25 protein-coding genes are annotated in these 26450 nt (G+C 70.3%); 15 read left to right on the top strand and 10 right to left on the bottom strand.

Annotated features, from left to right (window positions below; translation table 11 throughout):
* Positions 1-17: 17 nt before the first annotated feature.
* The 3 genes from yidC to rpmH form a co-directional block, all read right to left on the bottom strand.
* Entirely contained in the window at positions 18-1739 is a 1722-nt protein-coding gene (gene yidC / locus ACYVJJ_RS06695; RefSeq protein ID WP_460832173.1) for a membrane protein insertase YidC, read from the bottom strand.
* A 12-nt stretch (positions 1740-1751) separates the two neighbouring features.
* Positions 1752-2174: a ribonuclease P protein component gene (gene rnpA / locus ACYVJJ_RS06690; protein WP_460832171.1), complete on the bottom strand. Its 423-nt coding sequence runs from the start codon at positions 2172-2174 to the stop codon at positions 1752-1754.
* 82 nt (positions 2175-2256) lie between these two features.
* Positions 2257-2397 (bottom strand): 50S ribosomal protein L34, encoded by a 141-nt coding sequence (rpmH, locus tag ACYVJJ_RS06685; RefSeq protein WP_031374044.1) that lies wholly within the window; start codon positions 2395-2397, stop codon positions 2257-2259.
* A gap of 235 nt (positions 2398-2632) precedes the next feature.
* Here rpmH and dnaA point away from each other — a divergent pair, with 235 nt between their 5' ends.
* From dnaA to ACYVJJ_RS06635, 10 genes are all read left to right on the top strand, one after another.
* The gene (gene dnaA, locus ACYVJJ_RS06680; RefSeq protein ID WP_460832170.1) at positions 2633-3967 is read left to right on the top strand and encodes a chromosomal replication initiator protein DnaA; all 1335 of its coding nucleotides are present in this window, start codon (positions 2633-2635) and stop codon (positions 3965-3967) included.
* A 246-nt stretch (positions 3968-4213) separates the two neighbouring features.
* On the top strand, positions 4214-5317 hold the full coding sequence (dnaN, locus tag ACYVJJ_RS06675) for a DNA polymerase III subunit beta (RefSeq protein WP_460832168.1): 1104 nt from the start codon (positions 4214-4216) through the stop codon (positions 5315-5317).
* Between the two features lie 162 nt (positions 5318-5479).
* The gene (recF, locus tag ACYVJJ_RS06670) at positions 5480-6571 is read left to right on the top strand and encodes a DNA replication/repair protein RecF (protein WP_460832167.1); all 1092 of its coding nucleotides are present in this window, start codon (positions 5480-5482) and stop codon (positions 6569-6571) included.
* Positions 6572-6692: 121 nt separating this feature from the next.
* Entirely contained in the window at positions 6693-9128 is a 2436-nt protein-coding gene (gyrB, locus tag ACYVJJ_RS06665) for a DNA topoisomerase (ATP-hydrolyzing) subunit B (protein WP_460832196.1), read from the top strand.
* 153 nt (positions 9129-9281) lie between these two features.
* A complete protein-coding gene (locus ACYVJJ_RS06660; RefSeq protein WP_460832165.1) occupies positions 9282-10085 on the top strand; it encodes a M48 family metallopeptidase in 804 nt (267 codons plus the stop codon).
* 140 nt (positions 10086-10225) lie between these two features.
* Positions 10226-11461, top strand: coding sequence for a tetratricopeptide repeat protein (locus tag ACYVJJ_RS06655; protein WP_460832164.1), 1236 nt, complete (start codon positions 10226-10228; stop codon positions 11459-11461).
* A gap of 156 nt (positions 11462-11617) precedes the next feature.
* Positions 11618-12280: an energy transducer TonB gene (locus ACYVJJ_RS06650; protein ID WP_460832163.1), complete on the top strand. Its 663-nt coding sequence runs from the start codon at positions 11618-11620 to the stop codon at positions 12278-12280.
* A 64-nt stretch (positions 12281-12344) separates the two neighbouring features.
* Positions 12345-13124, top strand: coding sequence for a MotA/TolQ/ExbB proton channel family protein (locus tag ACYVJJ_RS06645; RefSeq protein ID WP_460832161.1), 780 nt, complete (start codon positions 12345-12347; stop codon positions 13122-13124).
* A 32-nt stretch (positions 13125-13156) separates the two neighbouring features.
* Positions 13157-13573: an ExbD/TolR family protein gene (locus tag ACYVJJ_RS06640; RefSeq protein WP_460832160.1), complete on the top strand. Its 417-nt coding sequence runs from the start codon at positions 13157-13159 to the stop codon at positions 13571-13573.
* Positions 13574-13585: 12 nt separating this feature from the next.
* Positions 13586-14008, top strand: a complete 423-nt coding sequence (locus ACYVJJ_RS06635; protein WP_460832158.1) for an ExbD/TolR family protein — start codon at positions 13586-13588, stop codon at positions 14006-14008.
* A gap of 345 nt (positions 14009-14353) precedes the next feature.
* Here the strand turns inward: ACYVJJ_RS06635 and ACYVJJ_RS06630 are convergent, their stop codons facing one another.
* The 4 genes from ACYVJJ_RS06630 to cls form a co-directional block, all read right to left on the bottom strand.
* The gene (locus tag ACYVJJ_RS06630; protein ID WP_460832156.1) at positions 14354-15157 is read right to left on the bottom strand and encodes a pyridoxine 5'-phosphate synthase; all 804 of its coding nucleotides are present in this window, start codon (positions 15155-15157) and stop codon (positions 14354-14356) included.
* A 64-nt stretch (positions 15158-15221) separates the two neighbouring features.
* Positions 15222-15800 carry a DUF7010 family protein gene (locus ACYVJJ_RS06625; RefSeq protein ID WP_460832155.1) on the bottom strand — a complete coding sequence of 193 codons (579 nt, stop codon included), beginning with the start codon at positions 15798-15800 and terminating at the stop codon, positions 15222-15224.
* A 76-nt stretch (positions 15801-15876) separates the two neighbouring features.
* Positions 15877-16152: a hypothetical protein gene (locus tag ACYVJJ_RS06620; RefSeq protein ID WP_460832153.1), complete on the bottom strand. Its 276-nt coding sequence runs from the start codon at positions 16150-16152 to the stop codon at positions 15877-15879.
* 166 nt (positions 16153-16318) lie between these two features.
* Positions 16319-17773, bottom strand: a complete 1455-nt coding sequence (gene cls / locus ACYVJJ_RS06615) for a cardiolipin synthase (protein ID WP_460832152.1) — start codon at positions 17771-17773, stop codon at positions 16319-16321.
* A gap of 294 nt (positions 17774-18067) precedes the next feature.
* Here cls and ACYVJJ_RS06610 point away from each other — a divergent pair, with 294 nt between their 5' ends.
* Positions 18068-19156 carry a PA0069 family radical SAM protein gene (locus tag ACYVJJ_RS06610; RefSeq protein WP_460832150.1) on the top strand — a complete coding sequence of 363 codons (1089 nt, stop codon included), beginning with the start codon at positions 18068-18070 and terminating at the stop codon, positions 19154-19156.
* A 60-nt stretch (positions 19157-19216) separates the two neighbouring features.
* Here the strand turns inward: ACYVJJ_RS06610 and ACYVJJ_RS06605 are convergent, their stop codons facing one another.
* On the bottom strand, positions 19217-20746 hold the full coding sequence (locus ACYVJJ_RS06605; protein WP_460832147.1) for an alkaline phosphatase PhoX: 1530 nt from the start codon (positions 20744-20746) through the stop codon (positions 19217-19219).
* A 69-nt stretch (positions 20747-20815) separates the two neighbouring features.
* Positions 20816-22609: an SLC13 family permease gene (locus tag ACYVJJ_RS06600; protein WP_460832145.1), complete on the bottom strand. Its 1794-nt coding sequence runs from the start codon at positions 22607-22609 to the stop codon at positions 20816-20818.
* 101 nt (positions 22610-22710) lie between these two features.
* On the opposite strand from ACYVJJ_RS06600, the gene ACYVJJ_RS06595 reads away from it, so the two are divergent.
* Both ACYVJJ_RS06595 and ACYVJJ_RS06590 read left to right on the top strand, forming a co-directional pair.
* Complete coding sequence (locus ACYVJJ_RS06595) at positions 22711-23655, top strand: sensor histidine kinase (protein ID WP_460832143.1); 945 nt, start codon at positions 22711-22713, stop codon at positions 23653-23655.
* 3 nt (positions 23656-23658) lie between these two features.
* Positions 23659-24090 carry a response regulator gene (locus ACYVJJ_RS06590; RefSeq protein WP_460832142.1) on the top strand — a complete coding sequence of 144 codons (432 nt, stop codon included), beginning with the start codon at positions 23659-23661 and terminating at the stop codon, positions 24088-24090.
* Positions 24091-24289: 199 nt separating this feature from the next.
* On the opposite strand, the gene ACYVJJ_RS06585 is transcribed toward ACYVJJ_RS06590, so the two are convergent.
* Entirely contained in the window at positions 24290-25009 is a 720-nt protein-coding gene (locus ACYVJJ_RS06585) for a 2OG-Fe(II) oxygenase (protein WP_460832140.1), read from the bottom strand.
* Positions 25010-25340: 331 nt separating this feature from the next.
* Here ACYVJJ_RS06585 and ACYVJJ_RS06580 point away from each other — a divergent pair, with 331 nt between their 5' ends.
* Together ACYVJJ_RS06580 and ACYVJJ_RS06575 are read left to right on the top strand one after the other, a co-directional pair.
* A complete protein-coding gene (locus ACYVJJ_RS06580; RefSeq protein WP_460832139.1) occupies positions 25341-25817 on the top strand; it encodes a hypothetical protein in 477 nt (158 codons plus the stop codon).
* Positions 25817-26428 carry a hypothetical protein gene (locus ACYVJJ_RS06575; protein ID WP_460832138.1) on the top strand — a complete coding sequence of 204 codons (612 nt, stop codon included), beginning with the start codon at positions 25817-25819 and terminating at the stop codon, positions 26426-26428. The genes ACYVJJ_RS06580 and ACYVJJ_RS06575 overlap by 1 nt, the downstream gene beginning before the upstream one ends.
* The last annotated feature ends 22 nt before the right edge of the window (positions 26429-26450 follow it).

The following is a 26450-nucleotide window of genomic DNA, read 5'->3' as shown; positions in this document are numbered from 1 at the left end:
GCGCGGCCGCCGCGCGATCAGGCCTTGGCGGCGGTCTTCGCGGGGGCCTTGTCGCCGTACAGGCGCAGGAACCACCACTGCTGCGCGAGCGAGAGCAGGCCGTTGGTGACCCAGTACAGCACCAGGCCCGACGGGAACAGCGCGAACATCACGCCGAACACGAGCGGCATGAACTGCATCATCTTCTGCTGCATCGGGTCCATGCCGACCATCGGCGTGAGCCGCTGCGTCACGTACATCACGATCATGTTGATCGCCGGCAGCACGAAGTAGGGATCGCGCGCGGTGAGGTCCTGGATCCACAGCATCCACGGCGCGTGGCGCAGCTCGACCGACTCGCTGAGCATCCAGTACAGCGCGAGGAAGATCGGCATCTGCACGAGGATCGGCAGGCAGCCGCCGGCCGGGTTGACCTTCTCCTTGCGGTAGAGCTCGAGCATGGCCATCTGGAACTGCTGCCGGTCCTCGCCGTAGCGCTCCTTGAGCTGCTGCAGCTTGGGCTGCAGGCGGCGCGTCTTCGCGGTCGACTTGTACTGCGCGTTCGACAGCGGCAGCAGCACGAGCTTGATCAGGAACACCAGGCCGACGATCGACCAGCCCCAGTTCTGCAGGCCGCCCCAGCTCAGGCCCATCCAGTCGCGGAAGCCACCGTGCAGGAACGCGAGCACCGCGTACAGCCAACCGGCGAGCGTGGCGAAGAGGCTGTAGGAGCTGAAGTCGACCGCGCGCTCCAGGCCCGGCACGCCCTGCGCCTCGATTTGCCCGACGAGCTTCGGGCCGACCCAGAGGCGGGCCTGGGTGACGGCGCGCTGGCCCGGGCCGACCGCGACCTGCGGACCGACTTCGCGGATGACGTACTGCGTCGCGCCGCCATTGCTGAAGGTCGCGGTCTGGAACGTCGTGGCGTCGCCACGCTCGGGAATCCACGCGGCGAACAGGTGATGCTGGAGCATCGCGATCCAGCCGCCCTTCACCTGCTTGGTGAGCGCGGCCTCGTCGACGAGGTCCTCGTAGTCGCGCTTCTCGTACTTGTCCTGCGGGCTGAACCACGCCGCGCCCTGGAAGCTGTACTGCTCGGCGCTCGTCGGGCCGCTGCGCGCGAGCTGGCGCGGCACGCGCGAGAGCTGGCGATAGACGAAGCCCTGCCACGGCGCGGCGCCGGCGTTGACCACCTCGTCGCGCACGGTGACGGTGTACTGCCCGCGCAGGAAGGTGTACGTGCGGCGGATCGTCACGCCGTCCGGTCCGGTCCAGACGAAGGGCACGTCGAGACGGCCCGCGCCGGCGGCGAGCACGAACGGGCCCGCGCTGGCCGGCACGAAGCCCGCTTCGTGCGTCGGATGCTTGTTGCCCGCGCTCGTCCAGCCGCTCTGGGCGACGAACAGGCGCTGCGGATCGGTGTCGAGCAGGCGCACCGCGCCCTTCGCGTCACCCACGTCCGGCACCTTGAGCAGGTCGGCGCGACGCAGCTCGCCGCCCGTCATGGCGATGTCGAGCACGTCGGTCACCACGCGCACTTCGGCCGGGACGCCCGCAGCAGGGCCGACCGAGGCCTTCGCGCCCGCGGCCGGGGCAGCGGGCACGGCGCCGACGGCGGTCGGTGCGGGGACGGCGCCAGTGGCGGCCGCGGCCGCGGGCGTCGCGACCGGTGGCGCCGCGCGCTCCTTCCCCCATTCCATCCACAGCAGGACGGCCACCATCAGCCAGGCGAAGAGGAGGAAGACGCGGGTCTGGTTCATGGGCAGGCGGACTCAGCCGGCGGGCGCATCAGGCGCCGCGGCGGACGGGAAGGGGGAAGGCGGCGGCATTGTGCCGACGGGCTCCGGGGCGGGCAATGCGTGAACCCGGCGGAGCAGCTCGAGGAAGGCCGCACGGAGCGCATCGGTGTCCTGCGCGGCGGCCGCCGGCCGTGCGACGACGACATAGTCGCCCATGGCGAGCTCGGCGCGCACGTGCCGGAATGCGTCGCGCAGGCAGCGTTTGATGCGATTACGGCCAACCGCGCGGCGGTCGACCTTGCGCGAGACGGCGAGCCCCAGGCGGGGCGCGTGCTCGGCGCGGATCCAGTGCAACCCGAGGACGGCGCTGCCGGTGCGGCGGCCGTCCTGGAAGACGCGATCGAACTCGGCACGCGTGCGGACGCGCGCCTCGCGCGGGAAGCGGCAGGAGTTCATCGTGCGTCGGCGACGCGGGCTTCCGGGAGCGGGCTCACCGGAAGCGGCCCGAAGTCGGGCAGGCGGAGTCGGGCGTCCCGACTCAGGCGCAGAGGCGCTTGCGGCCCTTGGCGCGGCGACGGGCCAGAATCTTGCGGCCGTCGGCCGTGGCCATGCGGGCACGGAAGCCGTGGTCGCGCTTGCGCTTGAGGTTGCTGGGCTGGTAGGTGCGCTTGGTGGCCATGGCGGCAACTCGGGAGGACGGCGTTAGTGAACCCGGAAGTCTAGCGGGCGCGCGAAGCCGGGGTCAAGCCGGCGTGACGATGCGGCCCGGGTCGGGACACCCGGGCCTGTGGACAGACCGTGCCCGAGCCTGTGGATAAATGATAGTCTGCCCGACCCCCGCGCCCCGCCGGCGCCGCGTACCGACGCGGTGTCAGGGCCGGTCTTTCGCCTGTCGCCGACTACGCCCGAGATCCATGGACGCCTGGCCCCGCTGCCTCGAACGCCTCGAAACCGAATTCCCCGTCGAGGACGTGCACACGTGGCTGCGGCCGCTGCAGGCCGCCGAGGTCGGCGAGCGCACCGTGCTCTACGCGCCCAATGCCTTCGTGGTCGACCAGGTGCGCGAGCGCTACCTGCCGCGCATCCGCGAGCTGCTGAGCTACTTCGCGGGCAGCGAGGATGTCACGCTCGAGGTCGGGTCGATCCCGCGGCGCGCCGAGCCCGCCCGCGAACCCGCGCCCGCCGGCGTGCCGCGCCCGGCGGCGCCGGCCGCCCCGATGGCCTTTGGCGGCGTGCTCGACAGCCATTACACGTTCGAGAACTTCGTCGAGGGCCGGTCGAACCAGCTCGGCCGCGCCGCCGCGATGCAGGCCGCGCTCAAGCCGGGCGACCGCTCCCACAACCCGCTGTTGCTCTACGGCGGCACGGGCCTGGGCAAGACCCACCTGATGTTCGCCGCCGGCAACGCGATGCGGCAGAACGACCCGTCGATGCGGGTGATGTACTTGCGGTCCGAGCAGTTCTTCAGCGCGATGATGAAGTCGCTGCAGGACAAGACGATGGATGCGTTCAAGCGGCAGTTCCAGCAGGTGGATGCCCTGCTGATCGACGACATCCAGTTCTTCGCCGGCAAGGACCGCACGCAGGAAGAGTTCTTCCACACCTTCAACCAGCTCTTCGACGGCCGCCAGCAGATCATCCTGACCTGTGACCGCTACCCGCGCGAGGTCGAAGGCCTGGAGCCGCGGCTGAAGTCGCGTCTGGCCTGGGGCCTGTCGGTGGCGATCGAGCCGCCGGACTTCGAGACCCGCGCCCAGATCGTGCTCTCGAAGGCGCGCGAGCGCGGCGCCGAGATCCCCGAGGACGTCGCCTTCCTGCTCGCCAAGAAGATGCGCAGCAACGTGCGCGACCTCGAGGGCGCACTCAATACGCTGTCGGCGCGAGCCAACTTCACCGGCCGCGCGATCACCGTCGAGTTCGCCCAAGAGACGCTGCGCGACCTGCTGCGCGCCCAGCAGCAGGCCATCGGCATCCCCAACATCCAGAAGACCGTGGCCGACTACTACGGCCTGCAGATGAAGGACCTGCTGTCCAAGCGCCGCACGCGCTCGCTGGCACGGCCCCGGCAGGTCGCGATGGCGCTCGCCAAGGAGCTCACCGAGCACTCGCTGCCGGAGATCGGCGACGCCTTCGCCGGCCGCGACCACACCACCGTGCTCCACGCCTGCCGCCAGATCCGCACGCTGATGGAGACCGACGGCAAGCTTCGCGAGGACTGGGACAAGCTCATCCGCAAGCTGAGCGAGTAATGTTGTGCACGGCGGCGGTAGCGCCTGCGGACAAGCTGTGGACAATTGGGGTGCCGGTGGACGGGTGCGGATTTGTCCACAGGTTGGCCCCGACCCGGCCGGCACTTTCCAACAGGGTGCTGCAGTAAATAAAAACGATATTTTTCAATGGCTTGGTGGAGTTTTCCCGGATTCCGGCGCCCTCCACCACCACCATGCTTTTGATTTAATCCACTCTTTAGAAACGGTACGGGGACCCCGATCGACATGCGCTTCAGCCTTCAACGCGAAGTCTTCCTCAAGCCGCTCGCGCAGGTCGTCAACGTCGTCGAGCGACGCCAGACGCTGCCGGTGCTCGCCAATCTCCTCGTGCAGGTCAATGGCGGGCTGCTCTCGCTGACGGGCACCGACCTCGAGGTCGAGATGGTCTCGCGGGTCGCGGTCGAGGACGCGCAGGACGGCGAAACCACGATCCCCGCCCGCAAGCTCTTCGAGATCGTGCGCGCCCTGCCCGACGGCTCGCGGGTCACGATCAGCCAGACCGGCGAGAAGGTCACCGTCCAGGCGGGGCGCTCGCGCTTCACCCTGTCGACCCTGTCGGCCGGCGACTTCCCGTCGCTGGACGACGTCGAGGCGACCGAGCGCGTGCAGGTGCCGGAGGCCGCGCTCAAGGAGCTGATCGAGCGCACCGCGTTCGCGATGGCACAGCAGGACGTGCGCTACTACCTCAATGGCCTGTTGTTCGACCTGCGCGAGAGCTCGCTGCGCTGCGTGGCCACCGATGGGCATCGGCTGGCCTTGTGCGAGTCGGGTCTGGAAGGCACCGGCGCGATGACCAAGCGCCAGATCATCGTCCCGCGCAAGGGCGTGACCGAGCTGCAGCGCCTTCTCGAGGGCGGCGACCGCATCCTCGAGCTCGAGGTGGGCCGTGGCCACGTGCGCATCAAGCGCGACGATGTGACCTTCACCAGCAAGCTCATCGACGGGCGCTTCCCGGACTACGAGGCCGTCGTGCCGATTGGCGCCGACAAGGAAGTGCGCATCGACCGCGACGTGTTGCGCTCGGCGCTGCAGCGTGCGGCGATCCTGTCGAACGAGAAGTATCGGGGCGTGCGGATGGAAGTCTCGCCGGGCCAGCTGAAGATCTCCGCGCACAATCCGGAGCAGGAGGAAGCGCAGGAGGAAGTCGAGGCCGAGACCCGCGTCGACGACCTCGCGGTGGGCTTCAATGTGAGCTACGTGCTCGATGCACTCAGCGCGCTGAAGGAGGACGTGGTCGTCCTGCAGCTGCGCGATGCGAACTCGTCGGCCCTGCTCCGCGAGGCCTCGGGCGACCGCTGCCGCCACGTGATCATGCCGCTGCGTCTCTGACGTTTCGGTTTCACGTGGAACACAGGGAACCCGGCTTCGGCCGGGTTTCGTCGTTCTGGTCCTGTCCGGCCCACTACCGGGCATCGGCACCTCCGTCGAATCCGGTCACCCATAGAGGACACAGGTCGCCTACTCTCTGCGGCCCCCGTCGCGTTGCCGCCCGTGTACGTCACCCGCCTCGACATCCGCCAGCTGCGCCGCTTCGAAGACGTCAGCATTGCGCCCGGTCCGGGCCTGGTCCTTCTCGTCGGTGACAACGGGGCGGGCAAGACCTCGGTGATCGAGGCGCTGCACCTGATGGCCTACGGCCGCAGTTTCCGCGGCCGCGTGCGCGAGGGCCTGATTCGCACGCAGGCCGACGCCCTGGAAGTCTTTGTGGAATGGCACGAGCCGGCAGCCGCCGGGGACCGGATCCGCCGCGCGGGACTGCGCCATTCCGGAGGCGACTGGTCCGGTCGTCTCGACGGAGCCGCCGTGGCCCAGCTGGGTGAGCTTTGCGCCGCCTTGGCGGTGGTGACGTTCGAGCCCGGCAGTCACGCGCTGATCGACGGTTCCAGCGAGATCCGGCGTCGGTTCGTCGACTGGGGGCTGTTCCACGTGGAACCGAGGTTTCTCTCGCCCTGGCGCCGGTACGCCCGGGCACTCCGGCAGCGCAACATCCTGCTCAAGCAGCGGGTCGCCGATGCCCAGCTGGACGCCTGGGACGCCGAGCTCGCGCAGACCGGCGAGGAGCTCACCGAGCAGCGACAGGGCTATATCGACGCGCTCGCGCCACGCCTCTCGGACATCGCCGCTGACCTTGCACCGGCGCTCGGGGCCTCCACTCTCACCTACCTGCCCGGCTGGCGCCGCGAGGACATGCCGCTCGCCGATGCCCTCCTGCTCGCCCGCGAGCGCGACCTGCTCGCTGGGCACACGTCCGTCGGCCCCCATCGCGCGGACTGGCGGCTCGCATTCGCGAACATTCCAGGGCGCGATGCACTCTCCCGCGGCCAGGCCAAGCTTGCCGCGCTATCGGCCCTTCTGGCGCAGGCGCAGTTCCATGCCGAGGTCACCGGACAGGCGCCGGTGTTCGCGCTGGATGATCTCGCCTCGGAGCTCGACCGACGCCACCAGCAACGGGTATTGCAACGGCTGGTGGCGGGGGGCGGCCAGGTCTTCGTCTCCGGCACCGAAATTCCTGCCGGCGTGGTCGACCTTCAGCTGCCGCACGACCTGTTCCACGTGGAACACGGCACGATCACCCGCGTTTAGCTGCCGTCCGACGCCCCGCTGAGACGCGCTGCTATACTTCGCGCACGTATAGCTAATGTGTCGCGTCGCCGTCCACGTCCGTGGTCACGGCCTCGCCGGAGGCTCCTGCCCGATGTCCGAGATGCCCGAGAACGCCGCGAACACCGCCGCGCCGTCCAATACCTACGACTCGTCGAAGATCACCGTCCTGCGCGGCCTCGAGGCCGTCCGCAAGCGCCCCGGCATGTACATCGGCGACGTGCACGACGGCACCGGCCTGCACCACATGGTGTTCGAGGTCGTCGACAACGGGATCGACGAGGCGCTTGCCGGCCATGCGAATGAAGTCACAGTGACGCTGCACGACGACGGCTCGTGCTCGGTCTTCGACAACGGCCGCGGTATCCCGGTCGACATCCACAAGGAAGAGGGCGTGTCGGCGGCCGAGGTCATCATGACCGTGCTGCACGCCGGCGGTAAGTTCGATGACAACAGCTACAAGGTATCGGGCGGCCTCCACGGCGTCGGCGTGTCGGTCGTCAACGCGCTCTCCGAGAAGCTGTGGCTGGAGATCTGGCGCGACGGCTACCACTGGCGGCAGGAGTACACCCTGGGCGAGCCGGTGCATCCGCTGGAGCGCCTGGAGCCGTCCGACCGTCGCGGCACGCTGCTGCGCTTCAAGCCGGCCGCGGAAATCTTCACCGACGTCGAATTCCACTACGACATCCTCGCGCGCCGCCTGCGCGAGCTCTCCTTCCTCAACTCGGGCGTGCGCATCGTGCTCACCGACGAGCGCTTTGAGGGCAAGCGCGACGTCTTCGAGTACGAGGGCGGCATCCGATCGTTCGTCGAGCACCTGGCGCAGCTCAAGAACCCGCTGCATCCGAAGGTGATCTCGGTGTCGGGCGAGCAGAACGGCATCACCGTGGACGTCGCCCTGCAGTGGACCGACGCCTACCAGGAGACGATGTTCTGCTTCACCAACAACATCCCGCAGAAGGACGGCGGCACGCACCTGATCGGCTTCCGCGCCGCGCTCACCCGCACGCTGACGAACTACATCGAGCAGTCGGGCATCGCCAAGCAGGCGAAGGTCACGCTGTCGGGCGACGACATGCGCGAAGGCATGATCGCGGTGCTCTCGGTGAAGGTGCCCGATCCGAGCTTCTCCTCGCAGACCAAGGAAAAGCTGGTCAGCTCTGAGGTGCGCCCGGTCGTTGAGAGCACGTTCGGTGCGCGTTTGGAGGAGTTCCTGCAGGAAAACCCCCACGAAGCGCGTGCGATCGCGAGCAAGATCATCGACGCCGCGCGTGCCCGCGAGGCCGCGCGCAAGGCCCGTGACCTGACCCGCCGCAAGGGCGCGCTCGACATCGCCGGCCTGCCGGGCAAGCTCGCCGACTGCCAGGAGAAGGATCCGGCGCTGTCGGAACTCTTCATCGTCGAGGGCGACTCCGCGGGCGGCTCGGCCAAGCAGGGCCGCAACCGCAAGACGCAGGCGATCCTCCCGCTCAAGGGCAAGATCCTGAATGTCGAGCGCGCGCGCTTCGACCGCATGCTCGCCTCAGCCGAGGTCGGCACGCTGATCACCGCGCTCGGCACCGGCATCGGCAAGGACGAATACAACCCCGACAAGCTGCGCTACCACCGCATCATCCTGATGACGGACGCGGACGTGGACGGCTCGCACATCCGCACGCTGCTGCTCACGTTCTTCTACCGCCAGATGCCGGAGCTGATCGAGCGCGGTCACGTCTACATCGGCCTGCCGCCGCTCTACAAGATCAAGCAGGGCAAGACCGAGCTGTACCTCAAGGACGACCACGCGCTCGATGCGTATCTCGCCGGTAATGCCGTCGAGGGCGCCTCGCTGGTTCCCGCAGCCGATGAGCCCGCGATCACCGGCGAGGCGCTGGAGAAGCTCCTGCTCGCGTATGCGAACGCGCGCGAGGCGATCGGCCGCAATGCCAACCGCTTCGACCCGCAGGTGCTCGAGGCGCTGCTCGACATCGCGCCCTTCCACGGCTCGACCGAGGCGCTCGATGCCGACGCGCTGAAGGCGATCGAGGCGCGCATCAACGACGGACGCCTCGGCAAGCCGGTCTACCGGCTGGAATGGAGCCCGGCGGCGGAAATGCGCCCCGCCGCGCTGCTCGTGCATCGCATGCACATGGGTGATGCGACGGTGCAGCTGCTGCCGATGTCCTCGTTCGAGACCGGCGAGCTGCGTGCGCTGCGCGACGCCGCCACGCTGCTCAACGGCCTGGTGCGCGAGGGCGCGCAGATCGTGCGCGGCAGCCGCGCGCAGCCGATCACGCGCTTCGGCGAGGCCTATGCCTGGCTGATGGACGAGGCGAAAAAGGGCCGGCAGATCCAGCGCTTCAAGGGCCTCGGCGAGATGAACCCCGAGCAGCTCTGGGAGACCACGGTGAATCCCGAGACGCGCCGCCTGCTGCAGGTGCGCATCGAGGACGCCGTGGCCGCCGATGCGATCTTCTCCACGCTGATGGGCGACGTGGTCGAACCACGCCGCGACTTCATCGAGGAGAACGCACTGAAGGTGGCGAACCTCGACGTCTGAGCCCTGCCACCGCGGTACCCCACGACGCCACCTCCGGGTGGCGTCGTCGTTTGCGGCCGTCGTGCCCCGTTCAGCCCCGACGGCCGCTGTTGACGACCCATTGATCGGCGCGCGTCTACAACCGGAGGCCCCCATTCACCGACGGACTGCGCCATGAAGCCGCTCCTGCTCGCCCTTGCGATCACCACGCTCGTCGCAGCCTGCGCCACCACCACCTCGCCGACCGGGCGCACCCAGCGCGTCGGTGCCGTCTCCCAGGAGCAGCTCAACCAGCTCGGCGCGGAAGCCTTCGCGCAGGCCAAGGCGACCAAGCCGCAGAGCAGCAATGCCCAGCAGACCAACTACGTGCGTTGCGTGGTCAACGCGGTGGTGCGCGAGCTTCCCCCGAACCAGCAGGGTGGCTGGGAAGTCGCGCTCTTCGCCGACAACTCGCCGAACGCCTTCGCGCTGCCGGGCGGCAAGGTCGGCGTCAACACCGGCATCTTCAGCGTCGCCAAGAACCAGGACCAGCTCGCCGCGGTCATCGCCCACGAGATCGGCCACGTGATCTCGCGCCACCACGACGAGCGCATCACCCGCCAGGCCGGCGCGCAGACGGGCCTTGGCATCCTCGGCGCGCTGATCGGCTCGCGCTACGGCCAGGGTGCGGCGAATACTGTCGGCCAGCTCGGCGGCGCGGCCGCGCAGGGCCTGATCCTGCTGCCGAACAACCGCACGCAGGAGGGCGAGGCCGACGTCGTCGGCCAGCAGCTGATGGCACGCGCGGGCTTCGATCCGCGAGCGGCCGTGAACCTCTGGGAGAACATGATCGCAGCGAGCTCGAGCCGGGCGCCCGAGTTCCTGTCGACCCATCCGGACCCGCGCTCGCGCCTGGCCGAGCTCAATGCACGCGCCGGCAGCCTCGCGAGCACCTACCAGCAGGCGCAGGCCAGCGGCCGTCGCCCGAACTGCGGTTAAACCGGCGATGACGGCGGCCACGGCGTGACCGTGCGCCGCCGTTCCTTCCCCTGCGGCCTTTCTGCTAGCGTGGCCGACCCGCGGCGCCCCCCGCCGCGACTTCCCCGCGCTCCCCCGCGGCTGACCGAGGTCGTACATCCATGAAGCTCCCCACCTTCCGTCGCCAGGCGCTGGCGGCCGTGCTGATCGCCATGACCGCCGCGCCTGTCGCCTACGCGCAGGACGAGAACTCCACCGACCGCCGCACCGCTGGCGGTGCACGCCGCGCGGCCCAGCAGGAAAAGGCGAAGGCCGCCGAAGCCGCGAAGGCCGCGACCGCGCAGCCGCAGCGTTATCCGCAGGCCAAGCGCGTCATCGAGGCCGGCAAGGCGACCAGCAAGGGCGCGAAGGCGCTCGAGGCGATGATCGAGCTCGATCGCGCCGGCAAGGACGTCGAGGCACGCGCCGCCGCCGACGCGATCCTCGGCGACACCGCGTTCAACGCGTACGAGCGCGCCACCGCCGCGCACGTCGCGGCCAATGCCTCGATCGGCGCCAAGGACTACGCCGCCGCACTGAAGTACGCCGAGCAGGCGATCGCCTCGAATGCACTCGCCAACAACGACCATTACGACCTGATGCTGCTGCGCGCGCAGCTGCAGGTGGCCGCGAAGGACTACGCGACCGCGCTTGCATCGATCGAGCAGTTCCTCAGCGAGACCGGCGAGGCCAGGCCCGAGCACCTCGCGATCAAGGGCAATGCGCTGTACCGCCTCGAGCGCTACGCCGATGCCGTCACGGTGCTGAAGCCCGCCGTCGACGCGCTGCCCGACCGCGCCGACCTCAAGGCGCTGCTCGCCGATGCGTACGCGCGCACCGGCAACGCGGCCGAGGCCACCAAGCTGACCGCGAGCGTCGCCTCTGCGAATCCCGCGGACCCGCGTGCGCAGATGAACCTCGCGATCACGTACATGCAGGCCGGCCAGTACGAGAAGGTCGCCGAAGTGCTCGAGCGCATGCGTGCCGCGGGCCAGCTCAAGGACGACGACGGCTACCGCCAGCTCTTCACCGCCTACACGAAGATCAAGGACAAGGAAGCGCAGACGATCGCGGTGATCGAGGACGGCCTCGCGAAGGGTGTGCTCAAGCCCGACTACAACGTCTATCTCGCGCTCGGCCAGTCGTATTACTTCACCGACGACACCGACAAGGCGATCGAGGCCTACAAGAAGGCCGCGCCGCTCGCGCCGAACGGCGAGACGTGGCTCAACCTCGCGCGGATCTACAAGAACGGACAACGTATTTCCGAGGCGAAACAGGCCGCGCAGCAGGCACTTTCGAAGGGCGTCAAGAACAGCGCCGAAGCGGAAAAAATCGTCGCGATGCCCGGCAAGTGATGCCGTTCACGGCGGCGAAAAAAGCACGCTCCATCGCTTGGAACCGCTGCCGCTGTTTGGTATATGCTTGGAAATTCCCCGTGGTCGTGAAGACCACGGGGCTGCATACCGCCCGCGGCGCCATGGCGTCCGGAACTCCCTCCTGAGCAATGGCGCATGACGCAATACCACTCTCACGCCAATCGAGATGATGAAGGCCTGAACTGGGCCCGTATTGCGGGTATCTCGACCGCGATCGCTGTGCACGTTGCGGCGCTGCTCCTTCTGCTGGTTCCGGCGACCGCGCCCAAGACCCAGGTCGAAGAAGAGCAGGTCACCGTCGTCAACCTGATCAAGCCGCCGCCGCCGCCCCCGCCGCCGCCGCCGCCGCCGAAGGATCCGCCGAAGCTGCTGATGACGCCGCCCAAGCAGGTCATCGTGCAGCCCACGCCGCAGCCGCCGCCGCCGGAAGATCCGCCGGTCGTGGTCGACGATCCGAGCCCGGTCGACGTGCCGGCTCCGCCGCCGGCCCCGCCGGCCCCGCCGGCCGCCGCACCGGCGCCACCGAAGGCGTCCAACATCGTGGGCGGCCAAGCCAGCGTCTGCGGTCGTGCTCCGCTCAGCTACCCCGCGGCCGCGCTGCGCGAGGGTGCCGAGGGCACCACCGTCGTGCAGGTCACGTGGACCGGCGACGGCACGATCACCGACGCCAGCGTTCGCCGCAGCGCCGGCAACCGCGATCTCGACCGCGCGGCGGTCAGCCAGGTCCGCCGCTGGAAGGTCTGCCCGGGGGATCCCGGTACGGCCGTCGTGAACGTCGACTGGAAGCTTGAAGGCTGATCCGGCCACGCTTTTCCGCTGTCTCTTTGCACCACCTTCCAACTACTCAACAAAGGTAAGCGTCATGTTGCTGGAAACCCTCCTCCAAGCCGCCGCCACCGGCAGCAACCCGTCGAACGCCCTCGCAAACATGGGTCCGCTGCATCTCCTGCAGGAGATGACGGGCGATCCCGGCAAGTTCGTCGTCTCGTGGGTCGTGCTGCTCACCCTCACCCTGATGTCGGTCCTGTCGATCTACTGGATCGTCATGAACTTCATCAAGAACATGCGCCTGCGCTCCACCAGCGACCGCGTGATCAGCACGTTCTGGGAAACCCCGAACGCGCAGGACGCGATCCGCTACATGGAAGAGCAGCCGCGTTCGGAGCCGTTCTCCAAGATCGCGCTCGACGCCGCCCAGGCCGCCGCCCACCACCAGCGCCACGAGGGCTCGCGCCTCGTCGAGTCGCTGAACCGCTCGGAGTTCGTCGACCGCGCCCTGCGTCAGGCCGTGACCCGTGAGTCGTCGCGCCTCGAGGCCGGCCTCACCGTTCTCGCCACCGTCGGTTCGACCGCGCCGTTCGTCGGCCTGCTCGGCACCGTCTGGGGCATCTACGGCGCGCTGATCAGCATCGGTGCATCCGGCCAAGCGTCGATCGACGCGGTCGCCGGCCCCGTCGGCGAGGCGCTGATCATGACCGCCCTCGGCCTGTTCGTCGCCATCCCGGCGGTGCTCGCGTACAACTTCTTCGTGCGCCTGAACCGCGTGACCAACAACAAGTTCGACACGTTCGCGCACGACCTGCACGACTTCTTCGCGACCGGCGCCCGCGTCGGCGAAGTCCAGCAGCCGGCCAAGCGCTGATCCTCGAACGACACTAGTCCGGAGTACCGCAAATGGCCTTCAGTTCAGGCGACAGCGGCGGCCCGATGGCCGAGATCAACGTCACCCCCCTCGTGGACGTGATGCTGGTGCTGCTGATCATCTTCATGATCACGGCGCCTCTCATGTCCCACAAGGTGAAGGTGGAGCTGCCGCAGGCCACCCTCGACGACCACACCGGCGATGCACCGCCGGTGCCGCCGGTGACGGTCGCGGTCCAGGAGAACGGCTCGATCTACCTCAACGACGAGCCGGTGACGAAGGCGCGTCTGGAGAGTGAGTTCGCGGTACTCGCGCAACGGCAGCCGCAGCCGCAGATCAACGTGCGCGGCGACAAGACGACCCGTTACCAGGTCCTCCGGGAAGTGGTGAACATCGCGCAGGCCCAGGGCATGCGCAAGGTCGGCTTCGTCGCCACCAAGGAACGCTGAGGAGACACCGCCATGGCATTCGCAACTGGTTCGGGCGGTGGGTCGCCGATGGCCGACATCAACGTGACGCCGCTCGTCGACGTCATGCTGGTGCTGCTGATCATCTTCATGGTGACCGCGCCGACGCTGTCATATCCGATCGATATCAACCTGCCGCAGAAGTCGCTCAATCCGCCGGTCAACGACAAAGAGCCGCCGCCGCCGGTGTCGCTGCGCATCGACCAGAACGGCGTCGTCTACTGGGACAATTCGGCGACCCCGCTGAACCAGCTCCAGAACGTGATGACGCAGACGGTCCAGCGCGATCCGACCAACCAGCCGCGGCTGGAGATCGACGTCAATAGCGACGCGCAGTACGAGGTCCTGGCGAAGGTCCTCGCGTATGCGAAGAACGCGCAGATGGACAAGATCGGCTTCGTTCAGGCCGCTGAGTAATTCCAAGAAATAGAACTACGCTCCACGCTTACCTTGTTGAAAACGCCGCCTCCGGGCGGCGTTTTTTTATGGCTGCGCGCGCCCGCAACGTCGCCGTGGATCGGGCTCGCCTTGCCGTCGCCGCATGCGCGCCAAATGCATGCACGCACGTCCATGCGCGTTGACTTGACTTGTGGCACTCGCGGTGCGATCCACCGCCCGCGCGCCTGATCGGGTCGTCGCGGAAACCGGATCACGCACGACCTCGCCGACGCAGAGGCGCCTTGCTCGCGGGCCTCGCCGCTCGGCGGATCGAGCCGATCTCGGGTCGGCCACCGCGCGGGACGCGTGTCGGCGTTGCCCCCGCTACCGGTTCGCCACGCTCTCGACGATGCGCACATACGCACGCACCGTGGCCGCCAAGCCCGCGTAGAGCGCCTCGGAGATCAGCGCATGGCCGATCGAGACTTCCTCCACCCCCGGCACCGCGCGCAGGAACGCATCGAGATTCGCCTGGCTCAGGTCGTGGCCGGCATTGACGCCGAGCCCCGCTGCGCCGGCCCGCGTGGCGACGCGTGCGAAGGACGCCGCCGCCGCCGGGTCCGCGCCCGCGGCAAACGCCGCGGCGTACGGCCCGGTGTAGAGCTCGACGCGGTCCGCGCCGACGCCCGCCGCGCGCTCGACCCCGCTCGCCGCATCGAGCGAGGCCGCGGCATCGTCCGCATCGACGAACAGGCTCACGCGGCAGCCCAGCGCCCGGAGCCTCGCGACATGCGCCGCGAGTTCCGCCGTATCGCCGCGGAAGTCGAAGCCGTGGTCGGAGGTGATCTGGCCGTCGTCGTCGGGCACCAGCGTCGCCTGCGCCGGGCGCACTGCCTCGCACAATGCGAAGAAGCCCGGATACCCCGCGCGTGGCGGCGCGAACGGATTGCCTTCGAGGTTGAACTCGACGCCGTACTCGCGCGTCACCGCCGCGAGTGCATGGACGTCGGCCTCCGTGATGTGGCGTGCGTCGGGGCGCGGGTGCACGGTGATGCCATGCGCGCCGGCATCCAGGCACGTGCGTGCCGCGCGCACCACATCGGGCTCGGCGCCCCCGCGCGAATTGCGCAGCACCGCGATCTTGTTGACGTTGACGCTCAACCGCGTCGGGACGATGTCGGCGGCCATGCGGGCTCCTCGCTCGAAGCCCGCATTGTGCGTCGCCCCTGCGCCGTGCGACAGCTCGTGCGTGTCAGCCCGCGGCGAGCGCGGGCCCGGCGGGCGTGCGACGCGCGTCGGCGAGCTCGCGGCGCATCTGCAGGATCGAGAGGAGGTAGACCGCCGCGACGGCAAAGGCCAGCAGCGTGTAGCGCTGCGCGGGCAGCAGGAACCAGATCGCGCTCACCAGCGGCACGCGGACCAGCGCATGGCGTGCGCAGGCCGCGCTGCCATACATCCAGCCGATGATCGGCCAGTGCAGGCCCATGCCGATCGCGAGCGACAACGGCAGGACCTCGATGGCGCCGAAGTAGAGCGCGATGTGCAGCGGCCAGAGCAGGTTGATCGCGAGCACCGCGCGCGGCGCCAGTGCGGCCAGGGGCCCCTTCACCAGCACGTCGGAGCCGAGCAGCCGACCGAGCAGGATGCCCAGCGGGAAGATCAGGCCCGAGCCGACGCAGGCGATCAGGCCCCAGGTTTTCGGCGGAACCACGTAGCCGGCCGCGCCGAGCACGAGCCAGTACACCAGGCCTGCCGCCGGCAGGCCCAGACCTGCACCGGCGCGCAGGAAGAGGTCGCGCTTGCCGCGCTCGAGTGTCGTGTCCAGCTCCATGTACCCCACCGTCGTGGCCCCGACCGGGGCCGCCCCGCGCGCAGTGTGGCGCAGGGGCGCAGCGGCGCAAAGCGCCTCAGGGCGCGGCGGCGTCCTGCGGTGGGACGGACGCGGCGGCGGCCGCGGCGCGGCGCGCCTCGGCCTGCTCCTGCAGGCGACGCAGCTCCGCCGGGTCGACCATCATCGCCTCGTTGCCGCTGCGGCTCTCGATGCGCTGCGCGAGAGCGGTCATCAGCCAGGCGATCACCAGCACCAGCGCGAGCAGCAGCATCACCGCCATCAGCAGGGTGGAGGAGGTCTGGAATGCGACCGCGGCCGCAGCGATGGCGAGCAGGAGGTAGAGCCAGGACATGATGGCCGCCCGAAGCAGGGATGACGGCCGCAGTGTAGCCGCGCCGCCGCGGCGCGCGCGCCGTCCCGTCGCCCGTGGCGACCGCCGGTCCGCGTCGCCCGGCCCCACGGCGCCATTCGCTGGTGCCGCAGGAGGGCGCTTCATGCGGGCGCGTCGGCCGCGGCCCCTAAAGCAGCGGCGCGAGCAGGCGGGCGAGCGCTTCCGGCAGGCGCGCGGTCAGCAGCGCGCGGCGGCGGTCCGGACGCACGCGCGGGGCCTGGAAGTCGCGCTGCAGGACCGCCTCGAGCTCGCGCGCGATGCCGGCGTCGTGGAACAGCAGCGAGATCTCGAAGTTCAGGCGGAAGCTGCGGTGGTCGAAGTTCGCGCTGCCGATGATCGCGACGTCGTCGTCGCAGAGCAGGGCCTTGCTGTGCATCAGCCGCGGGCCGTACTCGTGGATGCGCACGCCGGCGGCAAGCAGCTCGTCGAAGTAGGAGCGCGTGGCGAACGTGACCAGTCGCGAGTCCGCCACCTTCGGCACCAGCAGGCGCACGTCGAGGCCCGCAAGCGCGGCGGAGGTGAGCGCCATCATCGCGGCCTCGCCGGGAACGAAATACGGCGTCGCGAGCCAGACGCGGCGCTTGGCGGCATGGATCGCCGAGACGTGCAGGCGGTGGATCGCCTCCCACGGCGAATCCGGGCCCGAGACCAGCACCTGCGCATGCACAGGCCCGGGCGCGCACGCCGGGCGGGTCAGGCTGGGCGCGCGCTGGCCCGTGGCGTAGACCCAGTCCTCGAGGAAGACCACCTGCAGCAGCCCGACGACATCGCCTTCGAGCCGCAGGTGCAGGTCGTGGTAGGCATCGCTGCGACGCGACTCGTCCTGCTCGTCGGTGATGTTGATGCCGCCGGTGAAGCCCACCGCGCCGTCGACGATCACGATCTTGCGGTGCGAGCGCAGGTTGAGCCACGGGCGCCTCCACGGCAGGCGCATCGGATGGAACCAGGCGACTTCGCCGCCGGCCTCGATGAGCGGCGCGAGGAAGCGCCTGCGCAGCTTCGCCGAGCCGACCGCGTCGAGCAGCAGCCGCACCTTGACGCCGGCACGCGCGCGCTCGGCCAGCGCATCGCGGATCGCGGCGCCGCTGTGGTCGGGCTCGAAGATGTAGTACTCGACGTGCACGTGCTCGCGCGCGCTCGCGATCGCCTCGAGCAGGGCGGCGTACTTGGCGGCCCCGTCGACCAGCAGGCGCACGTCGGTCGCGGTCGACGCGGGCAGGCGCGTCGTCGCCTGGCCGAGGCGTGCGAGCTCGGCCGGATCGGCCTCGGGACCGGCGTCGGGCGCGGCGGGCATGCGCTCGCGCGAGCGGCCGCGACGCAGGCGCTGGCGGCGGATGCGCTGCGGGCCGAACACGTAATAGACGACGAAGCCGAAGTAGGGCAGCGCGGCAAGGCCGATCAGCCAGGCGAGCGTCGCCGCCGGCTCGCGCTTCTGCAGCACGATCCACAGGCCGAGGCCGAGCACGTAGACGAACCAGCCGGCGACCAGCCAGCCCCAGAGCACGGGGTTCGCGTGCACGCTGTCGCAGAGCGCGTCGAAGGCGCGCAGCAGCGGCCCGGTGCCGGGCGGCGCGGCGCTCATGCGACGTGCGGGTCCGCGGCGGCGGCCCGGAAGTCTGGCCAGGTGGGCGCGTCCGCCCCGATGCACGGCGGTCCTGTCCAACGCGACGGACGTCGCATCCGCATCGCACCCGCACCGCGGCATTCGCGGCGTCCGCAGCACAGGGCAACCGGCAGGCGAAGTGGCATCGGGGCGAGGGAAGCGGCAGGAGCGCGCGATGATACGGCCGGCGGTCGTGCGGTCCCGTCATCGGCCGGTCACCGCACGCGGGCCGCGGTCACGGCGGCTGAGACAGGCGCGCCGGACAATCCGCGCATGACCGATGCCCGCAAGCCCACCGCGCCCATCAAGGGCCGCGGGGCCGCCTCGAAGGTGGCCTCGCGCTTCGACGCGACGAGCGTCGAAGGGGTCGACGACGGCTGGGGCTCGGTCTACGCCGACCTCGCCGAAACGCCGAAGCCGGCCACCACCGTCACCGAGGAGCGCGCGCGCTCGATCCTCACACGCAACACGTCGCCCGACGTGGGCTTCTCGCAGTCGCTCAATCCGTATCGCGGTTGCGAGCACGGCTGCGTCTACTGCTTCGCGCGGCCCACGCACGCGTATCTCGACCTCTCGCCGGGCCTCGACTTCGAGACGAAGCTCTTCGCCAAGACGAACGCGGTCGAGCGCCTGCGCGAGGAGCTCGCGAAGCCCGGCTACGTGCCGCAGGACACCGCGCTGGGCATCAACACCGACGCTTACCAGCCGATCGAGCGCCGCTACGGCATCACCCGCGCGGTGCTGGAGCTCTTCGCCGAGACGAAGCACCCGGTGAGCTTCGTCACCAAGAGCGCGCTGATCGAGCGCGACGTCGACCTGCTCGCGGACATGGCCCGCGGGAACCTCGTGAGCGTGCACTTCTCGGTGACCACGCTCGACAACCGCCTGGCGTCGAAGCTCGAGCCGCGCGCGTCGGCACCGCATGCGAAGCTGCGCGCGATGCGCACGCTGTCGCAGGCCGGCGTGCCGGTGGGCGTGATGGTCGCGCCGGTGATCCCGCAGATCACCGACATGGAGATGGAGCGCATCCTCGAGGCCGCGTTCGAGGCCGGCGCACGCGAAGCGGGCTACACGCTGCTGCGCCTGCCCAACGAGCTCAAGGACGTCTGGCGCGAATGGCTCGAGCTCCACTACCCGGACCGCGCCGCGCACGTGATGAGCCTGGTGCAGCAGATGCGCGGCGGACGCGACTACCAGAGCGACTTCGGCACGCGGATGACCGGCACCGGCGTCTTCGCGCAGCTGATCGGGCAGCGCTTCCGCAAGGCCCGCGCGCGGCTCGGCTACGGGCGCTTCCCCCCGCTCGACGGGAGCCGCTTCGTGGCGCCGCGCAGGGCCTCGCCGCAGGGCGTGCTCTTCTGAGCCGGCGGCGCCGACGCGGCGGCGCAGCCCGGGCCGTCCCTGGCCCGCTTCCACTCGAGGTCAGAGCGGCCCGTCGTGCCACGGCCCTTCGATCGCCACCGTGATGCCCGGCGTCTGCAGGTTGACGAACAGCGTGCGGCCGGCCGGATCCCAGCAGGCGCCGCAGAACTCGCTGTCGCGGTGGTCGCCGGCCTCGACGCGCTTGCCGGCGCGCGCGAGGTCGGCGGGCTCGAGCACCACGTTGTTCTTGGCGAGGTAGAACGACTCGCCCTGGCGCGTCAGGCCGATCAGGCGCGCGCCGGGGCCGTAGGCGTCGGGGCTCTCGCCGCCGTCCTCGCACAGCACCACGCCGCCGCGCGGGCTCACTGTGACGTTGTCGGGATTGTGCGCGGCCAACTGGTCACCGCTCACGAACAGCGCGCGCATGCGCTGCGTGGCCAGATCCAGCACCCAGACCGCGCCATTGCCGCGACCCTTGCGGCCGCGCGCGTCGACGCCGGTAGCGGTGTCGACGATGAACATCTTCCCGTTGGCATGCCAGATGCCCTCGCCGCGCGCCATGCGCAGCGCGCCGTCGGCCCAGCCCTGGGCGAACGGGCCGCTCAGCGTCTCGCCGGCGCCGATGTCGGGAAAGCCCGCGGGCGCAGTGATCCCGTCGAGGTCGGGATCGCGCACGTCGATCCATTCGAGCTGCACCTCGTCGCCGACCTGCGCGACGGTGAGGTCGGCGTTCGGGCGGCCGCGCACGCGCGCGGCCTGCAGGCGGCCGCCGTTCTCGAGCGAGCCGTAGCGGCCGGCGCGATCGTTCGGCACGAAGCGGTACAGGCCCGCCTTGTTGCGATCGTCCTCGGTGAGATAGACCGCGCCGGTGCGCGGATCGATGGCCACGGCCTCGTGGCTGAAACGCCCGAGGCCGATCAGCGGACGCGCGCTGGTGCGGCGCGGATCGGGATGCACCTCGAAGACGTAGCCATGGCGGCGACCCGTGGAGGACACCGCATTCGTCTTGATCTCCTCGCACGTGAGCCACGTGCCCCACGGCGTCGGCCCGCCGGCGCAGTTGACCAGCGTGCCGCCGAGGCTCGGCAGCATCCCGACGAAGGCGCCGTCGCGCCAGATCAGGTTGGTGGTGCCGCCGGCCGCGCGCTGGCCGCCACCGAGGTCGCCGGTGTCGTACATCGCCGGGGCGTTGAACGGCGTACCGGCGCCGATCTCGTGGTTGCGCACGAGCACGATCGACGGGCCACGCCCACGGCCGCGCGCGGCCCCCATGGACCCCGGCACCCGCATCACGGCCATGCCGTCGTGCCGGCCGGGGCAGGGCTGGCCGTCGGCCATCATGTCGCCCGTCCAGCCGAACGAGCGGTAGCGGAAGCCGCGCGGTAGCTGCAGCAGCGGCAGGCCGGTGGCGAGGTCGGCGGTGGGTGCGAGCGGCCCGTACGGGCTGGCGGTCGGCGCGGTACGCACGCCGCCGGTCACGGCCTGGGCCTGTCGCGCGTAGAGGCCGCCGAGGCTGCCGAGGGCGCCGGCCGCCATCGCGGCGGTACCGGCCTTGAGGAGATCGCGACGGGCGGGGTCGGGCATGTGCATCGGGCGGTCCTGCGCGTGGGGGAGGCCCGGATGCTCGGCCGCCGTGATGACCGGCCGATGTCAGCCGCGCTACACCGGCAGCAGCGGCCCGCCGAGCCACAGCCAACGCGACATCCACGCGCAGACCAACGCGATCACCGCGGTGAGCGGCAGGCCGATGCGCAGGAAGTCGCCGAAGCGGTACTGCCCGGGCCCGAGGATCAGCAGGTTGCCGTGGTGGCCGATCGGCGTCAGGAACGCGACGACCGCGCCGAGCGCGGTGCAGACCACGAACGGCGTCGCCGGCATCGAGAGCCCCTGCGCGACTTCGAGCGCGACTGGCGCGAGCAGCACTGTGGTCGCGCCATCGGAGAGGATCTGCGTCAGCAGCGCCGCGGCGGTGAACATCACCAGCAGCACCGCGAGTGGCGACCAGTCCGACATCACCGCGAGCAGTCCGGACGCGAGCAGCTGCGCGGTGCCGGTCGACTCCATCGCGATGCCGAGCGGGATCACGCCGGCGATCATCACGTACACACGGACGTCGATCTCGCGGTACGCCCGGCGTACGTCGACGCAGCCCGAGGCCACCATGAGCACCGCGCCGAACAGGAACGCGAGCGGCGCCGCGAGCCATTCGGTGGCGGCGGCGAGCACCGTCGCGCCGAGGATCGCGAGCGCGAGCGGCGCGCGCAGGCGGCGCTTGGCCTCGCCGGCGAACGGCATCAGCATCAGGAAGCCGTGGTGCGCGGTGAGTTCGGAGAAGCGCGTGTCGCGGCCGTAGAGCACCAGCACGTCGCCCTCGCGCAGGCGCGCATCGGCCAGGCGCGAGGTGGGCAGCCCGCCGCGGCGCCACACGCTCGCGACCACGCAACCGAACCGGCGTGCGAAGTCGAGCTCGCGGATCGAGTGGCCGATGAACTCCGAGCCCGGCGCGACCAGCGCCTGCACGAAGCGCGCCTCGCCTTCGCCGTCCACGTGCGCGGCGAAGCGATGCACGGCATTGAGGTCGAGGCCCGGATCGTCGTGCAGCGACGCGAGCGCGTCGGCCGACGTCTCCACGAGCAGCACGTCGCCGCCGCTGAGCGGGCTGTGCTCGCCGAGGTCCTCGCGCAGGCGGCCGCCGCGCATCCAGCCGCGCAGTCGGAAGCGATCGCCGATCACGCGGGCGAGTTCCCCGAGCGGCCGCGTGCTCCACCGGCCGCCCTCCACCACGAGCAGCTCGGTGCGATAGCAGTCGAGCTGCAGGAAGTCCTCGCCGCCGGTCGCCCCGCTGCGCTTGGGCAGCAGCCAACGCGCGAGCAGCATGTAGGCCACGCCGATAAGCACCAGGGCGAGCCCGATCGGCGTGATCGAGAAGATGCCGAGTTCGCCGCTGCCGGTGCGCTCGAGCAGGTCGGCGGCGAGCAGGAAGGCCGGCGCGCTCACCAGCGTGAGCGTGGTGCCGAGCGACGCCGCGAGCGACATCGGCATCAGCAGGCGCGAGGTCGGCAGCCCGCGTGCCTGGGCAAAGCGCGTGGTGATCGGCAGCATCATCGCGGTCACCATCACGTGGTGGGTGAACGACGACAGCAGCGCGACCGCCGGCATGATCACGCCGATCGCGCGCACCTCCGTGCGACCCGCGGCGCGGCCGATCCACTGGCCGATGCACTCGGTGATGCCGGTCGCCGCGAGCGCGCCGGAGATCACGAACACGGCCGCCACGATGATCGCCGGCTCGCTCGCGAAACCGGACAGCGCCTGCTTGGAATCGAGCACGCCGGTGAGCACGAGCGCGAGCAGCGTGAGCATCGCGGTCACGTCGACGCGCAGCTTCTCGCTGACGAACAGGTAGAGCGCGCCGGCGAGGATCAGCAGGAACTCGATCTGGTGCAGGTCCATCGCGGTGTCCGTGTGCTCCGTCTAATGCGTCCTCACGGCGTCTGACTACACTTCCCGCTGCCCCCGCCGCGTGACGCCCCATGCCGCCCGATCCCTCCCCGATGCACCCGGATGTGCTCGATGCGGTGGTCGCCGCCTGCACCGTCGCGACCGCCGTGCTCGACGCCGACGACGTGGTGCTGCACGCCAATCCCGCGTTCACGCAGCTTGCCGGGCTCGCGGTCGGCACCGCCTTCGATGGACGGGGCGACGCGTACGGGCCGTGGCCGTTGCCGGGCCATGCCGACGGCCACCTGCATGCGCGTGCGCTCGACGGCGGCCGCCGGCTCGTCCAGTGGCAGCCCGACGGCGCGGCCGAGCAGCGCCAGCTGCAGATGTTCGCCGACACCGTCGCGCACGACCTGAAGGCGCCGCTGCGCTCGATCGACAGCTTCGCCAAGCTGCTCGAGGACCGCGCCGCGGCCAAGCTCGACGCCGCCGAACGCATGCACCTCTCGCGCATCCGCGCCGCCGCCACGCGCATGTCCGCGCTGCTCACCGCGCTCGGCGAGCTCTCGCGCGCGGCGAGCGCGTCGATGCAGCCGGCGGACGTCGATCTCAGCCTGCTCGCCGAATGGGTGCTGGCCGAGCTGCAGGACACCGAGCCCGCGCGCGAGGTCGCCATCGACGTGCAGCCGGGCCTGCAGGCGCGCGGGGACGAGCGCCTGCTCAAGCAGATGCTGCGCATGCTGCTGGAGAACGCGTGGAAGTTCACGCGCGGTCGCGCGCAGGCGCGCATCGAGGTGCGCGGGAGCGTCGAAGACGGCCGCCTGCGACTCGTGATCCGTGACACCGGCAGCGGATTCGACATGCAGTATGCTCACAAGCTCTTCCAGCCGTTCCAGCGCCTGCACGGCATCGAGCAGGGCGCGGGGCACGGGCTGGGCCTGGCGATCGCGCAGCGCATCGCGCGTCGCCACGGCGGCGACGTCCGCGCCGACTCCAGGGTCGACGCGGGCAGCACGTTCACCGTGGAATTGCCGGCCCCCGCCGGCGCAACGGGATAGCGCATGCACAAGGAAATCCTGCTGGTCGAGGACAATCCGGACGACGTCGAGCTGACGCGCCTGGCCTTCGACGAAGCCAAGATCGCCAACCAGCTCGCGGTCGTCGGCGACGGCGCCGAGGCGCTCGACTACCTCTTCGCACGCGGCCGCTTCGCCGACCGCGATCCGGCCGACCTGCCCTCGCTGGTGCTGCTCGACCTCAACCTGCCGAAGATCGACGGCCGCGAGGTGCTTCAGGCGATCCGGGGCAACGAGGCCACGCGCGCGCTGCCCGTGGTCGTGCTCACGACCAGCACCGAGCCCTTCGACGTCGAGGCGACCTACGCACTCGGCGTGAACAGCTACATCCAGAAGCCGGTCGACTTCGAGCAGTTCGTCTGGGCGGTCAAGCAGGTCGGCCTGTACTGGCTCGTGCTGAACCACGCGCGGCCCTGAGCCGCGTCGTGCGCCGCGTGTCCCGGGCGCGCACTGCCCGACCTCCTGCGCGTCGACGGCGCGCGAACGTGACGCCGACGGAAATCTCCTCGACGCACGCCGCATGGCGCATCCCCGCCAGGGCCTGCTGAGCGGAGACGAGCGACGTCGAGCGCGGGCAACGCCTGCACGCGCCGCACGATGCGCTGAATGATGCGCGCTACCTCGCCCCGAACAGCGTCTCCGCGCGCTGGAACAGCACCCAGCTCGTCGCGATGAACTTGTCGCCGCCCTGCGGGCGATTGCCCCGATGCGTGTGCGTGAACGCGGCGGGTGCGATCAGCAACGCGCCGGTTTTCGGCGCGACCTTGCGCCCCTGGTAGAGGAACTCGGTCTCGCCTTCGCCGAAGCCGTCGTTGAGGTAGACCGTCCACAGCAGGTGGCGATGCAGCGTCTCCGCGTTCGCATCGCGCGGATACAGCTCGCAGTGCCAGTACGGATAGCCGCCGCGTCCGGCGGTGTAACGCTGCAGGTTGATCGCACCGGGCCGCAGGATCTGCATCACCAGGGCCGCGAGCGCGTTGTCGTCCATCGCGATCAGGCGCTCGGCGGTGAGCCGGTGGCGCTTTCCGTCGGCGCCCTGCTGCTCGAGCATCAGCGGCGCGACCAGGGCATGCGGATAGCGGCGCAGGTAGCGCACCACGCCGCGGATCACGGCCTGGTTGAACGTGTTCTCGACCTCCTGCCACTCCGGGCGCCCGGCGATGGTGAGGTCCGAGCTGTCCTTCATGTCCGGGAACACGCCGCTGCCGACCCGCCCGGGCGCGATGTCGCGACTTGCCGAGAACCGTGTGACCACGTCGCGGCACCACGCCGCATCGAGCGCATCGTCGATGACTTCGATGAAGTCGTTGCGGGAGGGATCGTCCTGACGGTCCATGGATCGGGTCACGGTGGAGGATCGCCGATGGTCGCACGGGCGGCCTGTTACCCACATGCAACGTCACGGCGGCCACTGGCGATGGCGGCAGTCCGAGCAGCGGCATGCCTTGCTGCGCCGCCCTATCAAGGCCCCGTGAGTGGACAGGGCCCACGTCACGCCGCACCGAATTTGGTGAATCGGAGCTGTCGCGCGTATCGGCGCTGCATCGTTTTCGATCGAATGCCCGCGGCCGCCTGACCGAGTCCGGGAAAAATCCCAAGACGATTCAGTCACTTGCGAACTTGGCACGCAACTGGCTCCACGTCGGGTATTCCGTGAGGACCCTGACGTGCCGTCCACCCGCCCTGCCCACGCCCTGACCCTGCTCCTGCTCTTCACGACGCCCGCCGTCGCGACGGAGCCGATGGACGTGGCACGTGACGAGCAGCTGGTCGTCGGACGCACGGTGATGCCGCGGATCGCCTACCGCGCACTCGAGCCGACCGCGAACCCCGTCCGCGTCGAAGCGACGCTCTTTCCCGGACGCGTCTTCCACGGCGTCATGGACGGCATCGTCGGGCGCCTGGCCGCCGACGACGAACTCGGCGAGCGCGTCTCGCCCAATGGCGCCGGCGCCGCGACATTCGGTCGGGGCGGCCTCGTTCCCCTGGCCCATGGGCCGTCCGCATCGCCGACCGGCGGCCCCGGTGCCCGAAGCGCCGGCGGCGCCGTTGGCGGCGCGGTGCTCCGCGTGACCGCAGGACTCGGTGACCGCATGGGCCAGAGCCTGCAGCGCACCGTCGTCGCGCCGGGAGCCGGCCGGTGATGGCGCGCCTGCTCGTTCTCGCGCTGCTCGCCGCGGGCGTCGCACAGGCCGACGAGCCCGCCATGACGGCCGTGCGCTCGGTCGACCGCAGCACTGTGGACGGCCAGGCCGGCGCGGACGCACAGGGCGTCGTGAGCCTCAACATGGCCGCGGGCGTCGGCAACGTGCAGGCGAACGTCCGCGCCATTGCGCTCGGCCCCGATGCCGGCGCGGCGGCATCGGTCGGCCAATCCATCGACGCCAACGGGGCGGATGCCGGGCGCGACGCGCGCGCCGTGTTCGCCGGCGCGGCCTTCAGCGCACCCCGCGGCGTCATCGGACTCAACCAAGCCGCGGGCGCGGCGAACGCGCAGGCCAACATCCTCGCGATCGCGCCAGCCGCCATGGCCGGCTATGCGCAGCAGATCGACAACCTCGCCCTCGCGGCCACTCGCGCGGACCCCGCCGACGCCACTGGCGGCGCGACGGCCGTCGCGCCGATCCGCGAAGCCCGCATCGAGGCCGGCGCACTGCGCGCGCCCAGCGGAATCCTCCAGCTCAACCAGAGCGCCGGCGCAGGCAATGCGTCGGTGAACGCCATCGTGCTCCAACTGCCGGGGGGCACGCCGTGAGAACGGCTGTTCGGCAGACCCG

It is taken from the genome of Lysobacter humi (ex Lee et al. 2017) (assembly GCF_054781815.1).
This window is presented reverse-complemented; position numbering and strand designations above follow the sequence as displayed.